The sequence below is a fragment of the Mucilaginibacter roseus genome, assembly GCF_021215455.1.
Classification (GTDB): Bacteria; Bacteroidota; Bacteroidia; order Sphingobacteriales; family Sphingobacteriaceae; genus Mucilaginibacter; species Mucilaginibacter roseus.
Genome location: NZ_JAJPWV010000004.1, coordinates 138450 through 158868, shown reverse-complemented (window position 1 = coordinate 158868; position 20419 = coordinate 138450). Strand labels below are relative to the sequence as shown.

At 43.6% G+C, this 20419-nt stretch carries 15 protein-coding genes; 9 read left to right on the top strand and 6 right to left on the bottom strand.

Annotated features, from left to right (window positions below):
- Position 1 precedes the first annotated feature (1 nt).
- Positions 2 to 5152, bottom strand: coding sequence for a translocation/assembly module TamB domain-containing protein (locus tag LT679_RS13920; RefSeq protein ID WP_232178214.1), 5151 nt, complete (start codon positions 5150 to 5152; stop codon positions 2 to 4).
- A 239-nt stretch (positions 5153 to 5391) separates the two neighbouring features.
- Here LT679_RS13920 and dnaE point away from each other — a divergent pair, with 239 nt between their 5' ends.
- On the top strand, positions 5392 to 8982 hold the full coding sequence (gene dnaE, locus LT679_RS13915; protein WP_232178213.1) for a DNA polymerase III subunit alpha: 3591 nt from the start codon (positions 5392 to 5394) through the stop codon (positions 8980 to 8982).
- A 39-nt stretch (positions 8983 to 9021) separates the two neighbouring features.
- Here dnaE and LT679_RS13910 read toward each other — a convergent pair whose 3' ends face one another.
- Complete coding sequence (locus tag LT679_RS13910; RefSeq protein WP_232178212.1) at positions 9022 to 9516, bottom strand: VOC family protein; 495 nt, start codon at positions 9514 to 9516, stop codon at positions 9022 to 9024.
- A gap of 146 nt (positions 9517 to 9662) precedes the next feature.
- Here LT679_RS13910 and yihA point away from each other — a divergent pair, with 146 nt between their 5' ends.
- The 6 genes from yihA (at position 9663) to LT679_RS13880 (ending at position 15424) form a co-directional block, all read left to right on the top strand.
- Positions 9663 to 10283 carry a ribosome biogenesis GTP-binding protein YihA/YsxC gene (gene yihA, locus LT679_RS13905; protein ID WP_232178211.1) on the top strand — a complete coding sequence of 207 codons (621 nt, stop codon included), beginning with the start codon at positions 9663 to 9665 and terminating at the stop codon, positions 10281 to 10283.
- Positions 10284 to 10299: 16 nt separating this feature from the next.
- Positions 10300 to 11154, top strand: a complete 855-nt coding sequence (locus LT679_RS13900) for a UbiA-like polyprenyltransferase (protein WP_232178210.1) — start codon at positions 10300 to 10302, stop codon at positions 11152 to 11154.
- Positions 11142 to 11750 carry a Crp/Fnr family transcriptional regulator gene (locus LT679_RS13895; RefSeq protein WP_232178209.1) on the top strand — a complete coding sequence of 203 codons (609 nt, stop codon included), beginning with the start codon at positions 11142 to 11144 and terminating at the stop codon, positions 11748 to 11750. The genes LT679_RS13900 and LT679_RS13895 overlap by 13 nt, the downstream gene beginning before the upstream one ends.
- Before the next feature lie 72 nt (positions 11751 to 11822).
- Positions 11823 to 12749 carry an NAD-dependent epimerase/dehydratase family protein gene (locus LT679_RS13890; RefSeq protein WP_232178208.1) on the top strand — a complete coding sequence of 309 codons (927 nt, stop codon included), beginning with the start codon at positions 11823 to 11825 and terminating at the stop codon, positions 12747 to 12749.
- Between the two features lie 64 nt (positions 12750 to 12813).
- Entirely contained in the window at positions 12814 to 14514 is a 1701-nt protein-coding gene (locus tag LT679_RS13885; protein ID WP_232178207.1) for a M3 family oligoendopeptidase, read from the top strand.
- A gap of 256 nt (positions 14515 to 14770) precedes the next feature.
- Positions 14771 to 15424, top strand: a complete 654-nt coding sequence (locus LT679_RS13880) for a hypothetical protein (protein ID WP_232178206.1) — start codon at positions 14771 to 14773, stop codon at positions 15422 to 15424.
- Positions 15425 to 15497: 73 nt separating this feature from the next.
- Here the strand turns inward: LT679_RS13880 and LT679_RS13875 are convergent, their stop codons facing one another.
- Positions 15498 to 16964 (bottom strand): glycoside hydrolase family 130 protein, encoded by a 1467-nt coding sequence (locus tag LT679_RS13875; RefSeq protein WP_232178205.1) that lies wholly within the window; start codon positions 16962 to 16964, stop codon positions 15498 to 15500.
- Between the two features lie 238 nt (positions 16965 to 17202).
- Positions 17203 to 18123: a DUF58 domain-containing protein gene (locus tag LT679_RS13870; RefSeq protein WP_232178204.1), complete on the bottom strand. Its 921-nt coding sequence runs from the start codon at positions 18121 to 18123 to the stop codon at positions 17203 to 17205.
- Between the two features lie 130 nt (positions 18124 to 18253).
- On the opposite strand from LT679_RS13870, the gene LT679_RS13865 reads away from it, so the two are divergent.
- Entirely contained in the window at positions 18254 to 18661 is a 408-nt protein-coding gene (locus LT679_RS13865; RefSeq protein ID WP_232178203.1) for a hypothetical protein, read from the top strand.
- Between the two features lie 66 nt (positions 18662 to 18727).
- Here LT679_RS13865 and trxA read toward each other — a convergent pair whose 3' ends face one another.
- Positions 18728 to 19045, bottom strand: coding sequence for a thioredoxin (trxA, locus tag LT679_RS13860; RefSeq protein ID WP_232178202.1), 318 nt, complete (start codon positions 19043 to 19045; stop codon positions 18728 to 18730).
- A 307-nt stretch (positions 19046 to 19352) separates the two neighbouring features.
- Between trxA and LT679_RS13855 the strand changes: the two genes are divergently transcribed.
- Entirely contained in the window at positions 19353 to 19727 is a 375-nt protein-coding gene (locus tag LT679_RS13855; protein WP_232178201.1) for a hypothetical protein, read from the top strand.
- On the opposite strand, the gene LT679_RS13850 is transcribed toward LT679_RS13855, so the two are convergent.
- Positions 19724 to 20392 (bottom strand): phosphatase PAP2 family protein, encoded by a 669-nt coding sequence (locus tag LT679_RS13850; RefSeq protein WP_232178200.1) that lies wholly within the window; start codon positions 20390 to 20392, stop codon positions 19724 to 19726. The two genes, LT679_RS13855 and LT679_RS13850, sit on opposite strands and share 4 nt — an antisense overlap.
- Positions 20393 to 20419: the final 27 nt, after the last annotated feature.

Genomic DNA, 20419 nt, shown 5'->3' with positions numbered 1-20419 from the left:
TTTAGTTTGTAGGTTGCTCTTTTTTCTGTTGCTCTTCTTGTTGCTGCTGTTGTTCATCCTTGCGCTCGAGGGCTTCGTTGCGCTTGTCTTCTTCCTCTTCCTTGCGTTTTTGTTCCTCTTTATATTTGCGTCGCAACCTTCTTTCTTCAGGAGTACGTTTGCGGAATATTTCGCTAAAGCGGTTGTAATCCATAGTTAAGGTAAAGCCCAGGCCGGTTTCAATAATCTGGCCCTGTATTACTACAAACTCATCACGGCGGTAAGCACGAAGCGTATATCTACCATCACGGCTCAGCTTGTAATTTACGGATACGTTACCGGCAATATTGGTAGCTTTTTGACCCGCCTGTGCACCCTCGAGGTTAAAATTATTACCTACAGACACGGTTAACCTATCATTCAGGAAGCGTTTAGATACGCCCACATTCAGGTCGGTGCGGTTAGTTGCCGTGCCCGATGAATAATCTTCACCGGATGTTAAGCCAAAGTCGAGGTCAACACCCTGGATAAGTCCGCCGGCCAGGTTATTTAACTGATCGGTAAGCAAACCGCTAACACTATTGCGTATGGCACCTTCAACGCCGGCGCTGCCACCCTGGCTTTGTAGTGGATTATCGCCTATAAAGTGGCCGAGTATCAATACGCCCAATACCTGTTTGTTCAATTCGTTAGGATCCTGACGCACCTGCGCAAGTTTATTATCAACCAGTGTAATAATTTCCTGGGATACAGAGTAATTACTGTCAGGCAAAACTATATCAAAACTGATGGCCGGTTTTAGCAGTTCCTGGCGCAGGTTCAGATTAACATTGAATGGCAGCTTTTGCTTGGCCATTACTGAGGTTTGTCCTTCTGTCTGACTTGCGATCAAATCAATAGGAGGTACGTTAGCTACATATACCGCCGTCAGGTCAACATTAGCGCTGGTTGGGTCGCCTGTCCATTGTATGGTGCTGCCTTGCTTAAAGTCGAACCGGCGCTTAACCGTAGCGAACGACAGATTATATGATCCCTGGTTAACGGTATAGGTACCTGTGAGGTTAATTTTACCGCTCGGGTCAATACCACCATTCAAGCTTGCCTCGCCTCTAATGTTTACTTTATCGCCGCTGCGTTCATCAATAATGATGTTGAAGTTGGCATTTTTATGTACGTTGATGTTAGCGGAAACATCAAGCCCGGTAACATCCGATTTGCGGAGTGAATCCAGTTGGCGGGCCAATAATATTGAGTCGAGCTTAGGCGCATCTTTATCAATAAACTCAACCACGCCTTCGCGGTCTTCCACGCTTGGGTCAGCGCTTGGCAGTACAAAGGTCATATCCGTTTTTTCGTTAACGGTAAGTGTGGCATCCACAACCGGTGAGTTCATATCACCCCGTACCTTAATGTTAGTATTGATAAACAGCTTACCCCAGAATAATTTATTATCGGCCTGGGTGGAGTTAATTACCCTGAAATTGTCTGCATTGATATCCATGCCGAAAGCAAAATCCGTATAGGTTTTAGTGAACACACTGCCTGATACCACGGCTTTGTTTCCGGTAGAGTCAACCAAAGTAAAGTCGTTAAAACGGATGCCCTGATCGTTGAAGGTGATGCTCTCCTGCGGCATACGGAAGTAAGAATTCAGCATTGATACATTGAAGCCTACCTTATTAAAGTTAATATCGCCCCTTACCGCCGGTGCCGATGGCGTGCCGGTAATTTTCAGCGCACCGGTAATATCACCGCTGGCATTGCGTATGGCACCAAAGCTAAAACCCTGTATGCTCTTCATATCCAGCTTCACAATGTTCAGGTTCATATCCATCCGGCTTTCGGGCGCGGTGTAATATAAACCGTTCAAATCAACCTGGTTGCCCTTGCCGGTGATGCTTACATTGGCCGCATAAGCGTTCGCTGTTTGGTTATCAACCTTAATAGCGATGTTGCCAACGGTATCTCCTTTAAAATTAAAATCGCCTACGTTAATGGCTGCAGTAAATACCGGGGCAGCCTGCAGGTTACTCACATTGGCATCGCCGTTAATGGTACCACCCACCTGCAGCGAGTCCTGCTGCGCAATCTTAGTCAACGTTTCTATCTTAAAGTTGCGGAACTGTACATCAATAGGCGAATTTGCCGTTTGCGGGTTGCTGTTTACACTTAATACCTGGTTAGCATTGGTGATGGTAAAATTGCGGGCCAATATGCCTTTGTTGCCAAATTGCAGGGCATTATCGGCGTTAACAGCCCACGGCATATAATCCAGCAATAAACCATCCTGCACAAAGCTGAACTGGTATTGCTGCGGTAATACGCTCAGTGTACCGGCAATGCGGTATCGTTCCTTCTGTGTTTTATCGCGCACCTGTAAGCTGGTAAATAGCTTATCATCCTTCAGGTTGCCCGATACGGTGGTGTAAAGTATATCAATTGATGGCGATACCTTCACCTCATCAACAGAGAGCTTATAGTTAAGCGCGCTGTCGGTAGTGTTAACGTTAAGCGCCATATTATTTACCACCTGTTCGCCATATACTATTTTAGGCATGGCGCCTTTGACCATTAATTCGCCGGTAGTACTGTTAAAACGGCCGTTTATGAGTACCGGGTCGAGTGTTTTTAACTGCGGTGCAAACTGCTCTACCAAGGGAGTTTTTACAAAGCGTATATCAAATGCGAATTGCTGTGGCGGATATTTAACCTTTGGTGCAGGTTTAGCACCGCTGGCCAGGGCTGTATTAAAATACTTAGCAATCATATCCTGCATGGCAGGCGCAATGCCGGTTAAGGTATATTTACCACCCATATGCGCGGTAAGCATTGGCGTTTTCAGCCACAAGGTGCTGCTGTCAGCAGTAGCGGTCGATTTAAGGCTAATGGTATCTAACTGAATACGCTGCGCTTTTTGTATCAGCACCATGTCCGTCAGCATAATATCGGCATTCAGGTAATCTGGGTCGGCGGTGGGTACATCGGCAACCAGTTTACCGTGGAAACGCATCGGGTCCTTGGTCAGCTTCAGGTTTTGCATGTTAATACTGTCAACCAACAGCGTAGCCGTTACGGATGGATACTTTTTGTTCATGTTGGCCTTGGCATCCAGGTTGAAGTTGATGTTCGGGTCCTTCATAAACGCTTTAGCTACATAGCTGCCATTGCTGGCGCTGCCCTGCATTACCAGGTTCTGGTAGTTATAGCCCTTTACATAGGCCTTGGCTATGTTACCGTTAAAATTCAGGCTGGCATGTTTAGGGTCGAGGCCAGTACCTTTAATGTTGGCAGATAATGTTACCATGCCCACCATTTGCGGCTGTTTGGTAAGCGCGCCCACATTCAGGTTAACCGCCTTGATGTTGGCCGAGTATTTTTCACTGCCTTTACGTCTGCCGCTGCGCATACCGGCGGTTAAGTCAACCGCACCATAGCTTGAGCGTAAGGCCATCTTGGTATCAAAATCCTTCATGCTGCCTTTAAAGGTGCCTTTAAGATTGATGTTGGCCGGAATGCTAACCGTAGGCGGAATCATACCTGCTGATGCCAGTTTGTAAATATCAGTACGGGTAGTATTGAATTCTTTTAGGTTTACGTTGAAATAAGCCTTGTTCATATCAGGCAGGCCACGCATATCTGCTGATGCCCTGATGCGGGTACTGCCAAAGCCCAACAGTTCCAGGTCACGAATATGCAAATCGCTCACGGTACCATTTACTTTACCATTTATGCGGAATACAGCATTACGCAGGTTGCGCATTTGCGGCATATTAGCCATTGCCGGCATCAGCAGGGTAACATCACGCATGCCCAGGCGGCTACCATCCAGGTTAGCATTTACACCCAGCGAACCAATATTTTTGCTGATGGCATCGATAGATGGATAACTTACCTCAACTGATTTTTGCAAAACGGTGTTCGGTGTTTCAACCAGCAGGTCCTTCAGGTAAGCGCTTTTGGGCCCGTAAAAAAAGTCTGTATTGAATTTTTTAAGCGCGAAGCCGCTTTTCTCATTAAAGGTTACAGCGTTTATCCGGCCTGAAGAACTATCCGGATTGTACGATACGTTCTCGATATCAATATTCAGGTTTTTGATGTACATGTGCGCCGGATCTAAACCTGCTTTAAGCGGCTTTTGGGCGTTGTTATCAAATTTAATATTGTTATTGCTGATGGTGAACTTTTTCAATGTAACCGCCCATGCTGACTTATTAGGTGCTGATACCAGTGTATCAACTGTTTTGACAGCTTTCTCTGCCGCTTTAACTACGGTTTGAGGTTTAGCGAAAGTAACGCTGGCGTTGGTTTGATCGAGGGTAATGTTAGCGATGCCTACCTGTTGTTTTTTCAGGTCTATCTTGTCCAGCGCAACCAATAGTTTTCCCAGATCAACGCTGGCATCCATTTCACCGCTACGGTAATCAACCTTTACTTTTGATATATCCACCTCATCCAGATCGAGCTCCATATTCAGCGGCTCGGTTGCGGCGGTATCGGTTGCGGCCGTTTGTGCTATTGATGAACCCTTAGGCGTTTGAATAATAGTAGCGTTAACGCCTGATAGATTGATCTTAGGTATACCGAACTTCATTTTGTCCAGGTCAAATTCTTTGATGCGTGTATCAAAATGCCCTAAAATGAATTTGATATCGTTACCGGTCGTCTCGTCTTTATATTTAATGTTAATACGGTCGAGGATGATATTGCCCATGGCAAATTTCATGGTTGATGTAGTATCCTCGGGTTTAACTTCCTTTTTTTGCTCACCGGCAAAAGCTTTTAGTATGTAGTCGAAATTGAAAAGACTATCAGGCCCGCGACTAATATTGGCGGTAATGCCCTGCAGGTTTATTTCGTTAACCTCAACAGTGTTATCAAGCAGTTTAAACAAGCTGATATCAACCTTAAGTTTATCGCCTGCAAGCAGGGTATCACGTTTCTGATCCTCAAAATAAACGTCCTCCAAAACGATAAGCTTTGGTAAACCAAGCGACAGGTGGCCTATCTCTACCTTGGTGCCTATTTTATTTTGTAAAAATGTTACTGCTTTATTTTTAGCAAAATTTTGTACCGATGGCACCTGTATCAAAATAACTACAAGGAGTATTAAAAATATAACACTTGCAATTATCCAAAGGATGGTTTTAAGGGCGATGCGTCCGAATTTTTTCAAAATTGTAATGTATTTAAGGTTGAAGCAAATACTTCGTGTGAATTATCAAATAACGTGCAACGTGGTTTTAAATACTAACAAACAAAGTGGGAAAGGATAACAAAAAAGGGCATTTTGGCACAAAAAGTAAGTTTCGTTTGCTAATAACACAACACTTAGTTTTTTCAACAGTTGATAGGTTGAAGTTGTTTTTTAATAACTTTGTATTTCTGCCTTTAAATTGATTTGGAGTTGTTGTTATGCCTGATTTTTCCCATTTACACGTACATACCCAGTTTTCGTTACTTGACGGTGCTGCCGATATAAGCAAGCTTTATAAAAAAGCCGCTGCTGATGGTATGAAGGCACTCGCTATTACCGACCACGGCAACATGTTTGGCGTGTTTAAATTTGTGGCTGAGGCAAGTAAGCACAACGTGAAGCCCATTGTAGGGTGTGAGTTTTATGTGGTTGAGGACAGGCATATCAAACAATTTACTAAAGAGAAAAAGGACGTAAGGCGCCATCAGTTACTGCTGGCAAAAAACCCTGAAGGTTACCGTAACCTGGTTAAGTTATGCTCGCTTGGGTATATGGAAGGCCTTTACAGTAAATGGCCGCGTATTGATAAGGAACTGATATTAAAGTATCATAAAGGGCTTATTGCCACCAGCTGTTGTATAGGCGCATCGGTACCGCAAGAAATATTGAAGAATGGTGAGGAAGCGGGTGAGCGTGAGCTAAAATGGTGGCTTGACCTGTTTGGTGAGGATTATTACATCGAACTACAGCGCCACAATATACCCGAGCAGGAGATAGTAAACAACGCTCTGCTTAAATTCGCTAAAAAGCACAACGTAAAAATAATCTGCTCAAATGATTCGCATTATGTTGATCAGCAGGACTCGAACGCACATGATATTTTGCTGTGTGTGAATACCGGCGATATGCAAAGCACGCCTATAGCTACCGATGAGGAAGGTGGAAAGGGCTATCGTTTTGGTTTTCCGAACGATCAGTTCTATTTTAAAACGCAAACTGAAATGGGCAAGTTATTTCATGACCTGCCCGAATCATTAGATAATACCAACGAGATAGTTGACAAGATTGAGACGCTGAAACTGAAGCGTGATATCATGCTGCCCAACTTTATCATTCCCGAGGAATTTAAGATACACAATACGCCCGATGCCGATACGCTGAACCAGTGGGAATACCTGAAGCACCTTACGTTTATGGGCGCCAAGGAGCGCTATGTAGATATTAGTCCGGAAGCTGAGGAGCGCATAAACTTCGAGCTGTTCACCATCCGTACTATGGGGTTCGCAGGTTACTTCCTTATCGTGGCCGACTTTATTAAGGCCGGTCGGGACATGGGCGTATTTATAGGCCCAGGCCGTGGTTCGGCAGCTGGTTCGGTAGTGGCTTATTGTATCGGTATAACTAATATCGACCCAATAAAATATAATCTCCTTTTCGAAAGATTCCTGAATCCGGACCGTAAGTCAATGCCCGATATTGATACCGACTTTGACGACTCCGGCCGTCAAAAAGTGATTGATTATGTGGTTGATAAATATGGAAAAAACCAGGTAGCCCAAATCATCACCTATGGTTCCATGGCTGCCCGCACCAGTATACAGGATGTAGGCCGTGTGCTGGATATGCCGCTTGCCGAGGTGAATGCCCTTAAAAAGCTGGTGCCCGAAACCTTGGGTATTACATTAAAGCAGGCCATTGAGCAGGTGCCCGAGCTGCAACTGATCTATAAAACCAATGATATTAAAGGTACTGTACTGCGCGAAGCCGAAAAGCTGGAAGGCTCGGTACGTAACACCGGTGTACACGCAGCAGGTATCATTATCGCGCCGGATGACCTGACTAATATCGTTCCGGTGGCAACTGCTAAGGACTCAGACTTGTTAGTTACGCAGTTTGACGGCCGTGTGATTGAAGATGCGGGCGTTATCAAAATGGACTTTTTGGGGCTTAAAACCTTAACCATTATTAAGGATGCCCTGCGCATGATCAAGCAAAATCATGGTGTTGAAATAGATATTGACTACATACCGCTTACCGATCAAAAAACTTTTGAGCTTTATCAGCGTGGCGATACCAACGGTACGTTCCAGTTTGAAAGTGACGGTATGCAAATGTACCTGCGCGACCTTAAGCCCGATAAGTTTGAGGACTTGATAGCCATGAACGCCCTGTACCGCCCGGGGCCGATAGAGTATATACCCAACTTTATTAAACGTAAGCACGGGCAGGAGCCGATAACTTACGATTTGCCTGAGATGGAAGAATACCTGGCCGAAACCTATGGTATTACCGTTTACCAGGAGCAGGTGATGCTGCTGTCGCAAAAATTGGGTGGCTTTACCAAAGGCGATGCCGACGTTTTGCGTAAGGCGATGGGTAAAAAGCAGATCGAGGTACTTAACAAAATGGAAGCGCAGTTTATGGATGGGGCCGTGGCCAAAGGTCACCCCAAAGATAAACTGACCAAGATTTGGAACGACTGGAAGGCCTTTGCGCAATACGCGTTCAATAAATCGCACTCTACCTGTTACGCTTTTGTGGCTTATCAAACGGCTTATTTGAAGGCGCATTACCCGTCAGAATATATGGCGGCGGTATTAAACAACCAGAACAGCATCGATAAAATTTCCTTTTTTATGGAAGAGTGCCGCCGCATGGGCGTGGTTGTTTTGGGGCCTGATATTAACGAGTCGCAAATGTCTTTCGCGGCTAACCGTAAGGGAGAGATCCGTTTCGGGCTTGCCGGTGTTAAGGGGGTTGGCGAAAAGGCGGTTGAAAGCATTATTGAGGAGCGTAACCTGAACGGGCAATATGAATCGGTATATGATTTTGCCCGCCGTTCAAACGTGCGCAGCGTTAACCGTAAATCTTATGAAAATTTGGTTTACGGTGGTGGATTTGATGCCTTTGGATATAACCGCGCGCAATTTTTTGCTAAAACAGAAACCGTTCAGCTAACAGGCATAGAGCGATTGATAAAATACGCCAACGACTATCAAAATACACAGAACAGTTCACAAGCCTCATTATTTGGTGGTTCTGTAGCCTCGTACATTCCGGAGCCGCCTATGCCTGAATGTGATGAGTGGGGGCTTATTGAAAAATTGAAATATGAGCGCGATGTGATCGGTATCTATCTTACCGGTCACCCGCTGGACAATTATAAGCTGGAGCTCGAAAAGTTTTGTAACACTACCGTTTCTGATCTTAAACTGATGCAGAAAGCCCGTTCAGGCGAGGGTGGAGACGATGTTGCGGCAGCGTTTGCTCAGTTACGCAAACGTGGTGAGATATGTGTTGGCGGGTTAATGAGCAACGTGCAGCATAAAACCACCAAAACCGGTAAACCTTTCGGCACGTTTATATTGGAGGATTATAACGACTCCTACGAATTCGCGCTGTTTGGTGATGACTATGTGAAGTTCCGTAACCTGTTGGTTGATGGCTTCTTTATCCACATTAAGGGTAACATTGAAGAGAAATTCAGGCAGAAAGATAACTGGGATTTGCGTATAGTGGTGATGAGCCTGCTATCTGAAATGCGCGATAACCGAAGCAAATCAATAGAGGTGCCGCTAAGCTTGCACGATATTAATGGCCAAATGATTAATGCCCTGCTTGGTATTATCCAACAAAACAATGAGAAATATCCGGTTAAAAACTGCGGATTGCGTATTACCATTAAAGATTTTGAGGATGACCTTACCACAGCCGGTACATCAAAGGTATTCAAGGTAAACCCGAGTGATGATTTGATGGAAGAGATATTTGCACTTACCCGAGTACAACCGGTATTACATACTAAATAAGGGGTGAGGAGAAAGCGTTATTTTCTCCTCATCGATATCTTATTTAACTTCAGCTAAGGCTAATAATCCCTTTACATCCAGGGCTTTGGTAAACATGGTGATGTTGCCTTTTTCGTCAAGCGGCCATTGGTCGCGGGGGCGGTCCCAGTAAAGCTCTACGCCGTTTTTGTCGGGGTCGTCCAGGTAAATGGCCTCAGAAACGCCATGGTCTGAAGCGCCGCTGATCGGGTAGCCCGCATCAAGCAACCGTTTTAAAATCACAGCCAAATCCTTACGTTCAGGGTATAAAATAGCGGTATGAAATAAACCTGCCGTGTGCTGCGGTGCCGGGCCGCCATCCTTACTGTACCAGGTATTTAAGCCGATATGATGATGGTACCCGCCTGCCGAAATAAATGCCGCCTGATCGCCGTACATGGTAACCAGTTCAAAGCCGAGCAAGCCAACGTAAAAGTCGATAGCGCGCTGCAGGTTGCTCACCTTTAAATGTACATGGCCTATACGGGTTTGCGCCGGGATGCTGTAATTTTCCATTACTTTATATGTTTAAACATCAAAATTATGAAATGCTCAAACAGCATTGGTAATCAGTTTGTAAATATACATAAGCGGGCAATATGCAAGTGGTATTTTGCCCATGATTTATCTGTGTGTAAACACTTATGCCTATCTTTGTAGTTATGATCGTTAAATCAGCGGAATTTATTTGCAGCAATACACAAATATCCAAGCTACCGCCGCCGGTAAAGCCCGAGTACGCTTTTATCGGGCGTTCAAACGTAGGTAAGTCGTCGCTTATTAATATGCTCACCGGTAAAAAGGGACTGGCAAAAACTTCGCAAACACCGGGTAAAACGCAATTGATCAATCATTTTTTAATTAATGATAATTGGTATCTGGTCGATCTGCCAGGGTATGGCTACGCCCGTATTTCTAAAAGCAAAAAGGAAGACTGGAACAAATTTATCCGCACTTATTTGGATAAACGTGAGAACCTGCAATGCGTTATGGTATTGGTTGATAGCCGCCTGGAGCCACAAAAAATCGACCTGGAATTTTGCAACTGGCTTGGCGAACATGGTTTACCTTTTGTGTTGATATTTACAAAGGCCGACAAACAATCCGCCATAAAAACAGATCAGAATGTCGCAAAGTTTCGAAAGGCACTCACCGCTACTTTTGAAGAAGCGCCCCAACATTTTGTTACTTCATCTGAAAATCAGATAGGCAAAGAAGATGTTTTAGGTTTTATTGACCAGATCAACCAAAACTTTGAGATACCGGAATACAAGCAGTTTTAAATACGCCACACCATACATGAAAAAATATTTATCCTTAGTTACGTTTACGCACACCATATTCGCTATGCCATTCGCCTTCATCGGCTTTTTTTTGGCGGTGACCACCACCAACCATCCGTTTGAGTGGCCAAAGCTGCTCATGATGGTGCTGTGCATGGTGTTCGCGCGTAACTCGGCTATGGCCTTTAACCGCTATCTGGATAGGGACATTGACGCTAAAAACCCGCGCACCATACAGCGAGATATTCCGGCTGGCCGTATCAGTGCCCGAAACACGCTTATTTTTACTATAGCTAACTGTGTGTTGTTTATCGGTACCACATGGTTTATCAATCCGCTTTGCTTTTACCTATCGCCGGTGGCTTTATTAGTGGTTTTGGGGTACAGTGCCACCAAGCGCTTTACCGCTTTATGCCACATGGTGTTGGGCTTGGGTTTATCGTTAGCGCCTATCGGCGCTTACCTGGTTGTTACCGGTGAGTTTGCTTTAACGCCTATCTTCTTTTCGCTTTCGGTGCTATGCTGGGTGAGCGGTTTTGACATTATTTATGCTTTGCAGGATGAGGATTTTGACCGCAGCCAAAGCTTGCATTCCATTCCCGCATATCTGGGTAAAGTAAGGGCTCTTAACCTTTCAACCCTGCTGCACGTGTTCTCGGCTGTATTTATTGTGATGCCGGTATTTGTTACACATGTCGGATTTTTATATTATATCGGTATAGCTTTCTTCTGTGCAATGCTCATCTACCAGCACCTGCTGGTAAAGCCCAATGATCTAAGCCGTGTAAACTTCGCTTTCATGACCACCAACGGTATTGCCAGCGTGGTATTCGCCGTTCTGTTCTTGCTGGATAGGGTATGGATAAAATAGATCAGCTTAAAGCATTCAGGCAGCATATTGAAGGCTTTGTGGCTTTCAGCGACGAAGAATGGCAAATACTGGCAGATCATCTCACATTTATCAACCTAAAAAAGAAAGAATACTTTGTTGAAAAAGGTAAAGTATGCCAGTATTTTGGCTTTATAACTTCAGGCTCGGTTCGTTACTTCAGCGTGAGGGAAGATGGAGAGGAAATCACTAATTACTTCAGTTTTAACAACGAGTTAACCAGCTCGTACAAGAGCTTTTTACGGCAAGAGCCAAGCTTTGTTTACATACAGGCACTTGAAGATACATCGCTGGTTTGCCTTAGTCACAGTAATATACAAAAACTGCTTGAGCACCCGCAGTTAAGCCACAAAATGGATCGCTTCGGTCGTCTGGTAGCCGAATACTATTTATGCTGCTATGAGGACCGGGTTCAGGCTTTCATCACTCAATCGCCCGAGCAGCGCTACCTGAAATTGCTGCAGGAAGGCCAGGGCGTACTACAGCGCATTCCGCAACACTATATTGCCAACTTTTTGGGTGTAACCCCCGTTTCATTATCGCGCATACGCAAGCGCATATTTACCACAACACTTTGATTTTATTATCTTTTGTTAACGATTTAAGATTATTAGCACAGGTAGCTTTGTGTATAACAAAACAATAAAGCTATGCACACCATTTTAGGAGCGGGCGGCCCTGTAGCCAATGCGCTCACCAGCCAACTGATAGATAATAACCAAACTGTAAAACTGGTAAGCCGCCGCCCATCAAAATTTAGCGAAAGCAATGTTAGCTGGCAAAAGGCTGATCTGCTTAACCGTAATGAAGTATTAAATGCCGTGAAAGGCTCCACCGTAATTTACCTGTGCGCCGGGCTTGTTTATGATAAAGATGTGTGGCGCGAGCAATGGCCCATTATTACACGAAATGTAATAGATGCCGCTAAGGACACCGGTGCCCGCCTGATATTTTTTGACAACGTATATATGTACGGCCTGGTTAACGGGCTAATGACGGAAGATACACCTTACAATCCAACAAGTGTAAAGGGCGAGGTACGCGCCAAAACAGCTATCACCTTGATGGACGAAGTTAAAGCCGGAAATATAAAAGCATCTATATTACGGGGTGCCGATTTTTATGGTGCCGAAAGTATGAATAGCTTTTTTGATATGATGGTGCTTGATAAATTCTCAAAAGGGCAAAAAGCACAGTGGATTGGTGACGCCCGTACCAAACATACCTTTACCTATGTGCCTGATGCCGGCAAGGCTATGTACCTGTTAGGCCAAACCCCTGAGAGTGACAACCAAATATGGCATGCCCCATCAGCGCCGGCATTAACTGGCAAGCAGTTTATTGAACTGGCTGCAGATGTGTTTGGCGTAGCAACTAAGTTTTCCAGCATCAACAAAATGATGCTGTGGATGGCCGGCCTATTCAATAAAACCATTATGGGTACGGTGGAGATGTACTACCAATATGACCATGATTATATATTTGGTTCCTCAAAGTTTGAAAAGGCATTTAACATAAAGCCAACCGCTTATCGCGATGGCATTATACATTTATCGCAAACACAATTTAAACGCTGAACCTTTTACGTGCACATGATGTTCAATTGTATAACTTAGCATTTTAAAACGTTTACGTTATACCATGATACATAAAAAAACACGCAAATACATCCCGGCTGATCTTGAAATAAAATGGGAAAACCTGGAACCTGTTTATAACGAGTTAGTTGATCGCCCTATAAATTCGGTTGAAGAACTGGAGCAATGGCTGCGCGACCGCAGCGAGCTTGAAGCCGCATTGGAAGAGGATTTTGCTTGGCGCTACATCCGTATGACCTGCGATACCACCAGCGAGGAGCTGTTGCAAAATTTCCAGTACTTCGCTACCGAAATAGAGCCTAAAACCGCGCCTTACAATAATAAGCTGAACGAAAAGTTGATTAGTAATGAGTTTGTTGATGGTTTAGACGATGGCAAGTACTTCATTTACCTGCGTGGCGTCCGCAAGGCGCTTGAATTATTTAGGGAAGAGAATATCCCGTTGCAAACCGAAATTCAGATAGAGCAGCAAAAATACCAAGGTATAACAGGCTCCATGAGCGTGCACATCGGTGATAAGGAATTTACTTTGGAACAAGCTTCAGCCTTGTTAAAAGGCACTGATCGCGTATTACGCCAGGAAGCCTGGGAAAAGATCACCGCCCGCCGCTTACAGGATCGTGAGAAGTTAGATGAATTGTTTGATCACCTGCGCTCGTTAAGGCATAAAGTGGCATTGAACGCGGGATTCGAGAATTTCAGGGATTACATGTTCCAGGCGCTGGGCAGGTTTGATTACACCCCGCAGGATTGCTATGAGTTTCATGCCGCTATTGAAACTGAGATAGTACCTATTTTACGCGAACAGGCCGAAAAGCGCAAGGAAGCTTTAGGCCTGGAAACTCTGAAACCTTGGGACGTTGATGTTGATACATCCGGCAAAGCTCCGCTTAAGCCATTTAAGGATGGTGACGATTTGATCGAGAAATCAATACAATGCTTCAGCGAGATCAACCGTTACCTGGGTGAGCGCTTGGAGATCATGAAAGATAATGGTTTGTTTGATGTAGAAAGCCGCAAGGGTAAGGCTCCGGGTGGTTACAACTATCCGCTGGCCGAAACCGGTGCGCCGTTCATATTCATGAACTCGGCCAATACCTTTCGCGACCTGACTACTATGGTACATGAAGGTGGCCACGCGGTACATACTTTTTTAACGGCTGACCTGGAATTGAACGATTTTAAACATTGCCCTTCTGAGGTAGCCGAGCTGGCTTCCATGTCGATGGAGCTAATCTCTATGGATAACTGGAAAGTGTATTTTGATAATGAAGAGGACATGAAACGCGCCCGCCGTGATCAGTTAATCGATGTATTAAAAACATTGCCTTGGGTAGCCGTGGTAGATCAGTTTCAACACTGGATATATACGAACCCCGACCATACTGCCGGGCAACGCCGCGAAGCCTGGATACAGATATACGAGCCATTTGGCGCCGGCTTTGTAGATTGGAGCGAACATCCGGAAGCTGAAGCCAATTTATGGCAAAAACAATTACATATTTTTGAGGTGCCGTTTTATTATATTGAGTATGGCATGGCACAACTGGGAGCTATTGCAGTATGGAAAAATTACAAAGAGAACCCTGAGAAAGGTTTGCAGCAATACCTCGATGCCTTAAAACTGGGTTACACCAAAACCATCCGCGAGATATATGAGACCGCCGGAATCAAGTTCGATTTTAGTGCAGGTTATGTTAAAGAACTTGCGGAGTTTGTACGCAGCGAAATGGAAAAACTGTAGCAAATAGCAACAGTTATCAGAGGCCTGTTCGTGTATCGGACAGGCCTTTTTTATGTAACGTTATTATCTAACAAGATATGCGTTAAAATCATTTTTGCTACAATCCTTTTATTGACATAAATAACTGATTTAAAATATATTGTATCTTATTTTTAGCATTTATACTATTGCAAAAAGGCAGCACCCCCTTTTGCTAAGCCGCTGAAACTGTACTGTAAAAAGTACGGTTTGGCATAATTATAGCAATGCTTAGTGTATGAAAAAGATAGCATCACTTATACTCGGCATAATGGCTTTTAGCTTTGCAGCAGGTGCGCAGGAGTTAAAGCCGGTAAAAATTGATAGTGTTATATCTGTCAACCTACCTGTTGAACATGAAGTTAAAGACACTTTAGGACAAAAGATATATTCGGGCAGTGGCTCATTAGGTTACATTGTGGTAATACGCTCCGCAAATGGTAACGCCAAGCCACTTAAAAAGGAAAAGGACCTGAACAATGTATTTAAAGAATATATAACCAAGGTGCAAGGTCAATCATCGGGCAGCGTGTTGAATGCCCGTGATACTACCATAGGAAACCTTAAAGCCAAGGTATTTGGTTTAGAAGCCGATAACGGTAATGGTGTTGAAATAAGAGATTTCGCGGTTATATACACCAAAGATGCCACTTATACCTTTGAATACATGTATCCGGAAAGTCGTAAAGGCTTAGTGAAGGCTGAAAATAAGACGTTCTTTAGTTCAATTAAAGCATCAAATGAATTACAACGTACTGACCAATATGTGAATACCGAACCAAGTGGTGTTTCGCAAACCGGTAAAATTGCCTTGTACGGCGGCGGTGCATTGGCATTAGGTTTAATTGCTTTCTTCCTGTTCCGTAAACGTGAAGAAACTGCATTGTCATAATCTACAATACTCCTAAAACAAAAGGGACGGATTCTTTAAGAATCCGTCCCTTTTTTATTACGTTGCCCGGCATTTAAATGCCGTCGGACTTTAATTTATTGATCAACTCGTTAAGGTCCATTTCAACAAATGATGTTGAATAATCTGACAAACCATAAGGAATGATCAACTTGTTGTTGTTCACGATCGATCCGCAGGAATAAATAACGTTTGGTACGTAACCTTCACGCTCTTCGCTGTTAGGTATAATTAATGGCTCTTTTAAACGGCCGATCTCAACTGATGGATCATCCAGTTTTAACAGGCTGGCACCTAAAACATACCTGCGCATAGGGCCAACACCATGGGTAATCATGATCCAGCCGTGTTCGGTTTCAATAGGCGAACCGCAGTTACCAATTTGTATAAATTCCCAGGTAAATCGGGGCTCCTGCAACAATACCGGTTTCTCCCAGATGTTGATCTTATCAGAGTACATGATATAGTTATTGCACCCATCAATACGTGATATCATGGCGTATTTGCCGTTAATTTTGCGCGGGAATAATGCCAGGTTTTTGTTTTGTGCACCGTCGCCATACAAAGGCATTATCCTGAAATTATAAAAATCAGTGGTTTGCAACAGCTTAGGCATAATCAGCGCGCCATCATAAGCAGTATAAGTGGCGTAATAGGTGTGGCTGCCGTCGTCATCAGTAAACTTTACAAAACGCGCGTCTTCAATCCCTTTGCGTTCATATTCAGATATCGGGAATATAACCCGGTCTGATATATCGGTGTCTAACGAAAATACAATTTCGTAATACGAATCGGCCAGCCAGAGTATCTTGTCATATTCCAATTTGTATGCATCGTCTTCCTGCATCTTTTGCGAATCCAGGATGATGCGTCTCAAATTTGAATATTCAAAATGATGGTCAAGCTTTGATTCCAGTTCCTTCAGCACATCAACATTGATCTGCGTGGCAACGGCCTTCTCAAAAAACAGTTTTTTATTATATACCGCGTTACGTACTATTTCGGCCTCATCTATATAGTTACCTGCGGGTAATACGGTAATGTTGTTATTTTTATCAAACAACGCCCTGCGGAAAGTAATTGAAGAGATATGGCCTTCGCCTACAGCCCTAAAGCTCATGATTACCCGGCGCTCGCCTTCCTCAAGCTCGGTTTGGTCCGGATCATCAACAATAGATGGATTAAAGAACGCGGCTGACTCAATAGAATATTCATGTGTAAAATATGAACCTATCAGCAATTTGCGGTAAACGGATAATGAGTCAAAATCAATCCCAAGCTCCTCAAACAGCGGTTTTAATTTGCTGCAATGCCGATTGAGGACGCGTGTTATATTACGGTGGCGTTTTGAGTACTCCTGCAATATGGGCGATACGATACCAAAGGCAGCATCCTCACTAATCACCATCACTTTTTGTATTACCTGTTTGGCACGCTCGTTACCATTGAAAAAAAATCGGGCTATTACGCGCTTCGAATCCGGGTTAACTCGTATTGGTTTGCGTACAATAGGAAGTCTCATATAAAATAGATAAGTTTTATCACTAACAGCTATACAGGAAATTTGATTGCGTTATTTTCTTTGTTTTTTTATCTTTTAGGCAAAAAAGCAACACAATAACAGTAAACACAATTTGCATTACGATTAGTTTATTTTTTTTAGAAAAAGTGGTATAGTGCGCGGCTAATGATGAGTTGTGAGCTAATCCTTATGTGTTAATTACCGTATTCTTACTACTCACCTTTTTACTACTGACTATCTAAATCATTTTATTCCTCTTAACGAGATATGCTTTGAGCACTTCGTTATATCCGGCGCTGATATCGGCATCTACCAGGTCAATATCGTATTGCGCGCATTTGAGTTGCAACTGATGGCGATAGTTTTGCAAGGATGAACGGTATGCCTCACGGATGCGATTAGGATGCACCTTGATCTCATCGCCGGTTTCCATATCGATAAAATGATGCGGGCGGTTATCAAAGTCGAAATCAAGTTCGTGCTTTTTATCAGTCACGTTAAAAATCACTACTTCATGTTTAGCAAATTTAAGATGCTGAACAGCCGCGAAAAGCGCGTTAAGCTTCAGATCATCCATGTTATTTTCGAGCATATCGCTAAAAACGATGATCAGCGAGCGCTGATGCACTTCGGCAGCAATGTGATGCAGTACTTTAGCAATATCTGTAGCTGTGTTTGTACGCTTATTTTCGTAAGCTTTTTCCAGTTCGGCAAACAGGTAAAACAAATGTTTACCGGTTGAACGCGCCGCGCTTAAAAAATCTACTTTATTTGAAAAGGTGCACAGTCCAAACGCATCGCGCTGCTTTTTAAAAAGATACATCAGCGATGCCATGGCGTATATCGAGAACTGCAGCTTACTTAAACCTTTTTCCGGATAGTTCATGGATGAGGAAGTGTCCAACAGCAAATAAGCGCGCAAATTTGTTTCTTCCTCAAATTGCTTTACAAACAACTTATCGGTACGGGCCAGCAGCTTCCAGTCGATGTTTTTTACGGATTCGCCATTATTATATAAGCGATGCTCGGCAAATTCTACCGAAAAGCCGTGAAACGGGCTTTGGTGCAAACCGGTTATAAAACCCTCAACAACCTGCTGCGCCAGTAACTCGAGGTTAGCCAGTTGCCTGATGTGTTGATTGTTTTGCAAAGTTGCCATAACACTAAAGTAGCTATTTTAATTTCTAAAGCGGTAGCCTGTCGCGTATCACCCCGAATTATGACGCTTATACCGCCTGCAAGTTAAGGGCATAGTGTTTACATTTGATGTGTAAACCTGCTGCAAACCTATGGAAGTTTATACTCATGACTTAACTAATGATATAGAATGCTTTTACCTGTCGGCTTGTACCCAGCCGGATATTCCGGCCACGTTTGAAAAGCTCGAACAATTATGCGGTGGCTTCACCGGCAGGCAGGTATTTGGCATAAGCGGGTGTGATAACGGAGATTTTTATTATTACGCTTGCGCTACGGCCAGGTTTAAAGCAGAATTTGAAGTGGTTGATCTGCCGTTGTATATTATTCCGCAAAACCGTTATTTATGTACAACATTAAGCAATTGGCCCGCAAACGTGCCTGCTATACCAAAGCTAATCGATAAGCTTTTTGAACACCCGCAGGCTTTGAAGGGTAGTGTTTGCGTGGAAGATTATTACTCGGACGACGATATGCGCATTTTTATTGGATGCGTTTAAAAAGTAAAGCGCATAAAAAAAGCGGTACATAAGCACCGCTCTCTTTATATAAAAACGACAGGAGGATTATACCTGAGCGTTTAGTTTATTAGCTAAAATTGATTTTGGCACCGCGCCGATTTGTTTGTCAACAATCTCGCCGTTTTTAAAGAACAGCAGCGCGGGTATATTACGGATGCCGAACTTCATTGATATACCGGGATTGTTATCAACATTTACTTTACCTACAACAGCTTTGCCATCGTACTCTTTGGCTAACTCCTCAACTACAGGGCCTACCATGCGACAAGGGCCGCACCACTCCGCCCAAAAATCAACTAATACCGGTTTATCTGATTTTAATACAAGTTCTTCGAAGTTTGCATCGGTTATTTCTAAAGCCATGATCTTTCTTCCTTTTTAATTTTGTTATACAAATATATACTAATCAAATTGCTTGCCACAAGTAGGGTGCTGACATTGTGACAATCAAATTATCTATACCTGCCTGCCTAACTTTAGGGTGACGCTAAAGGTAGAGTTTTATGCCAAAAGGGCGTAAAGTATTTATTAACATGTCGATTAGTTATCGTACTTTCTACTTCAAAAGTTAAAGATTACGTAATAAATTCCCCCGATACTATAATCCAATTAAATAATATACCCTTTACTCAGAATAGGGCCGGGGTAAGGTATTTATTATATTTGCCACATGTCTGAAACGTTAGAATTTTCTTTAACCGTCAATCCACCTGAAAGTAATACTGATGCTGACCTGTTCTTGAATCAGTTGCTGAGCAAACCGGAAAACCATGCCTTAATGTGCAACCGGCTGGAGCGCTATCACTGGGGGATGGGGACCAGCCCGGAAGTTAAGGCGTTTACTATTGAGTTGATTAAGCCTGCCGATGATGGTTTGTCGGGCTCGTTCAGGTGCAGGTTCAGGGTTAACTACAGTTTTACCTGCTCGGGTATTGAAAGTGGAGAAAATAACACCATAAGTTGGGATTATAATATAGATCAGCATACCCGCACCATTTTTCTGCAAGGCGAAACGCCGCTAACGCGCGATGGCGATGATATTTAACTACTCTGCTTTTTTAACAGCCCGTTTTGCCACTTGGGTGAATTTAAAAATTGTTTACCGTCAATCCAGCTTAACCAGAGCACAGTAATAATTACACCGGTTACCGAACCGGCTACCACGTCCTCAAAAAAATGTTCGCTAAGGTACATGCGCGAGTAACCTGCAAATATGGCTAAAACCAGCAGCACAATGCTCCAGGCCTTTTGCCTGACGAAGTAGCAAAGCACCACCGCGGTTGAAAATGCCGTAACAGAGTGGCCGGACGGAAAACTATGCAGCGTATAAACATGTACATCCTTAACAAAGTGTATACCTTCTAATTTGCTCGAAAAATATAGTTTCGGGCGAGGGGCGTCAAACGCAAACTTTAAAATCTGGGCGATGAGTGATGAAACTGCGTAGCTCGTGGCCAACAAAAACGCTTTCCGGTAACTGAAAAAAAGCAGGAGTACTGCGGCTATTGCAATGGTAAACAGGCCGTCGCCTATGTTGGTGTAATATTGAAAAAACAGGTCGGCTGCTTCGTTATACCGGGAATTTACCGCGAAATAAATTTCCTCACGCGTGTAAATGAGTTTGAAAGTTAAACAGATACATAAAACCAGCAGATACAGAACAAAAAAAACGTTGATACGGTTAAGCACACTTTTTATTCCTGTATTCATGGGTGCAAATTAATCCTTATACAGCGG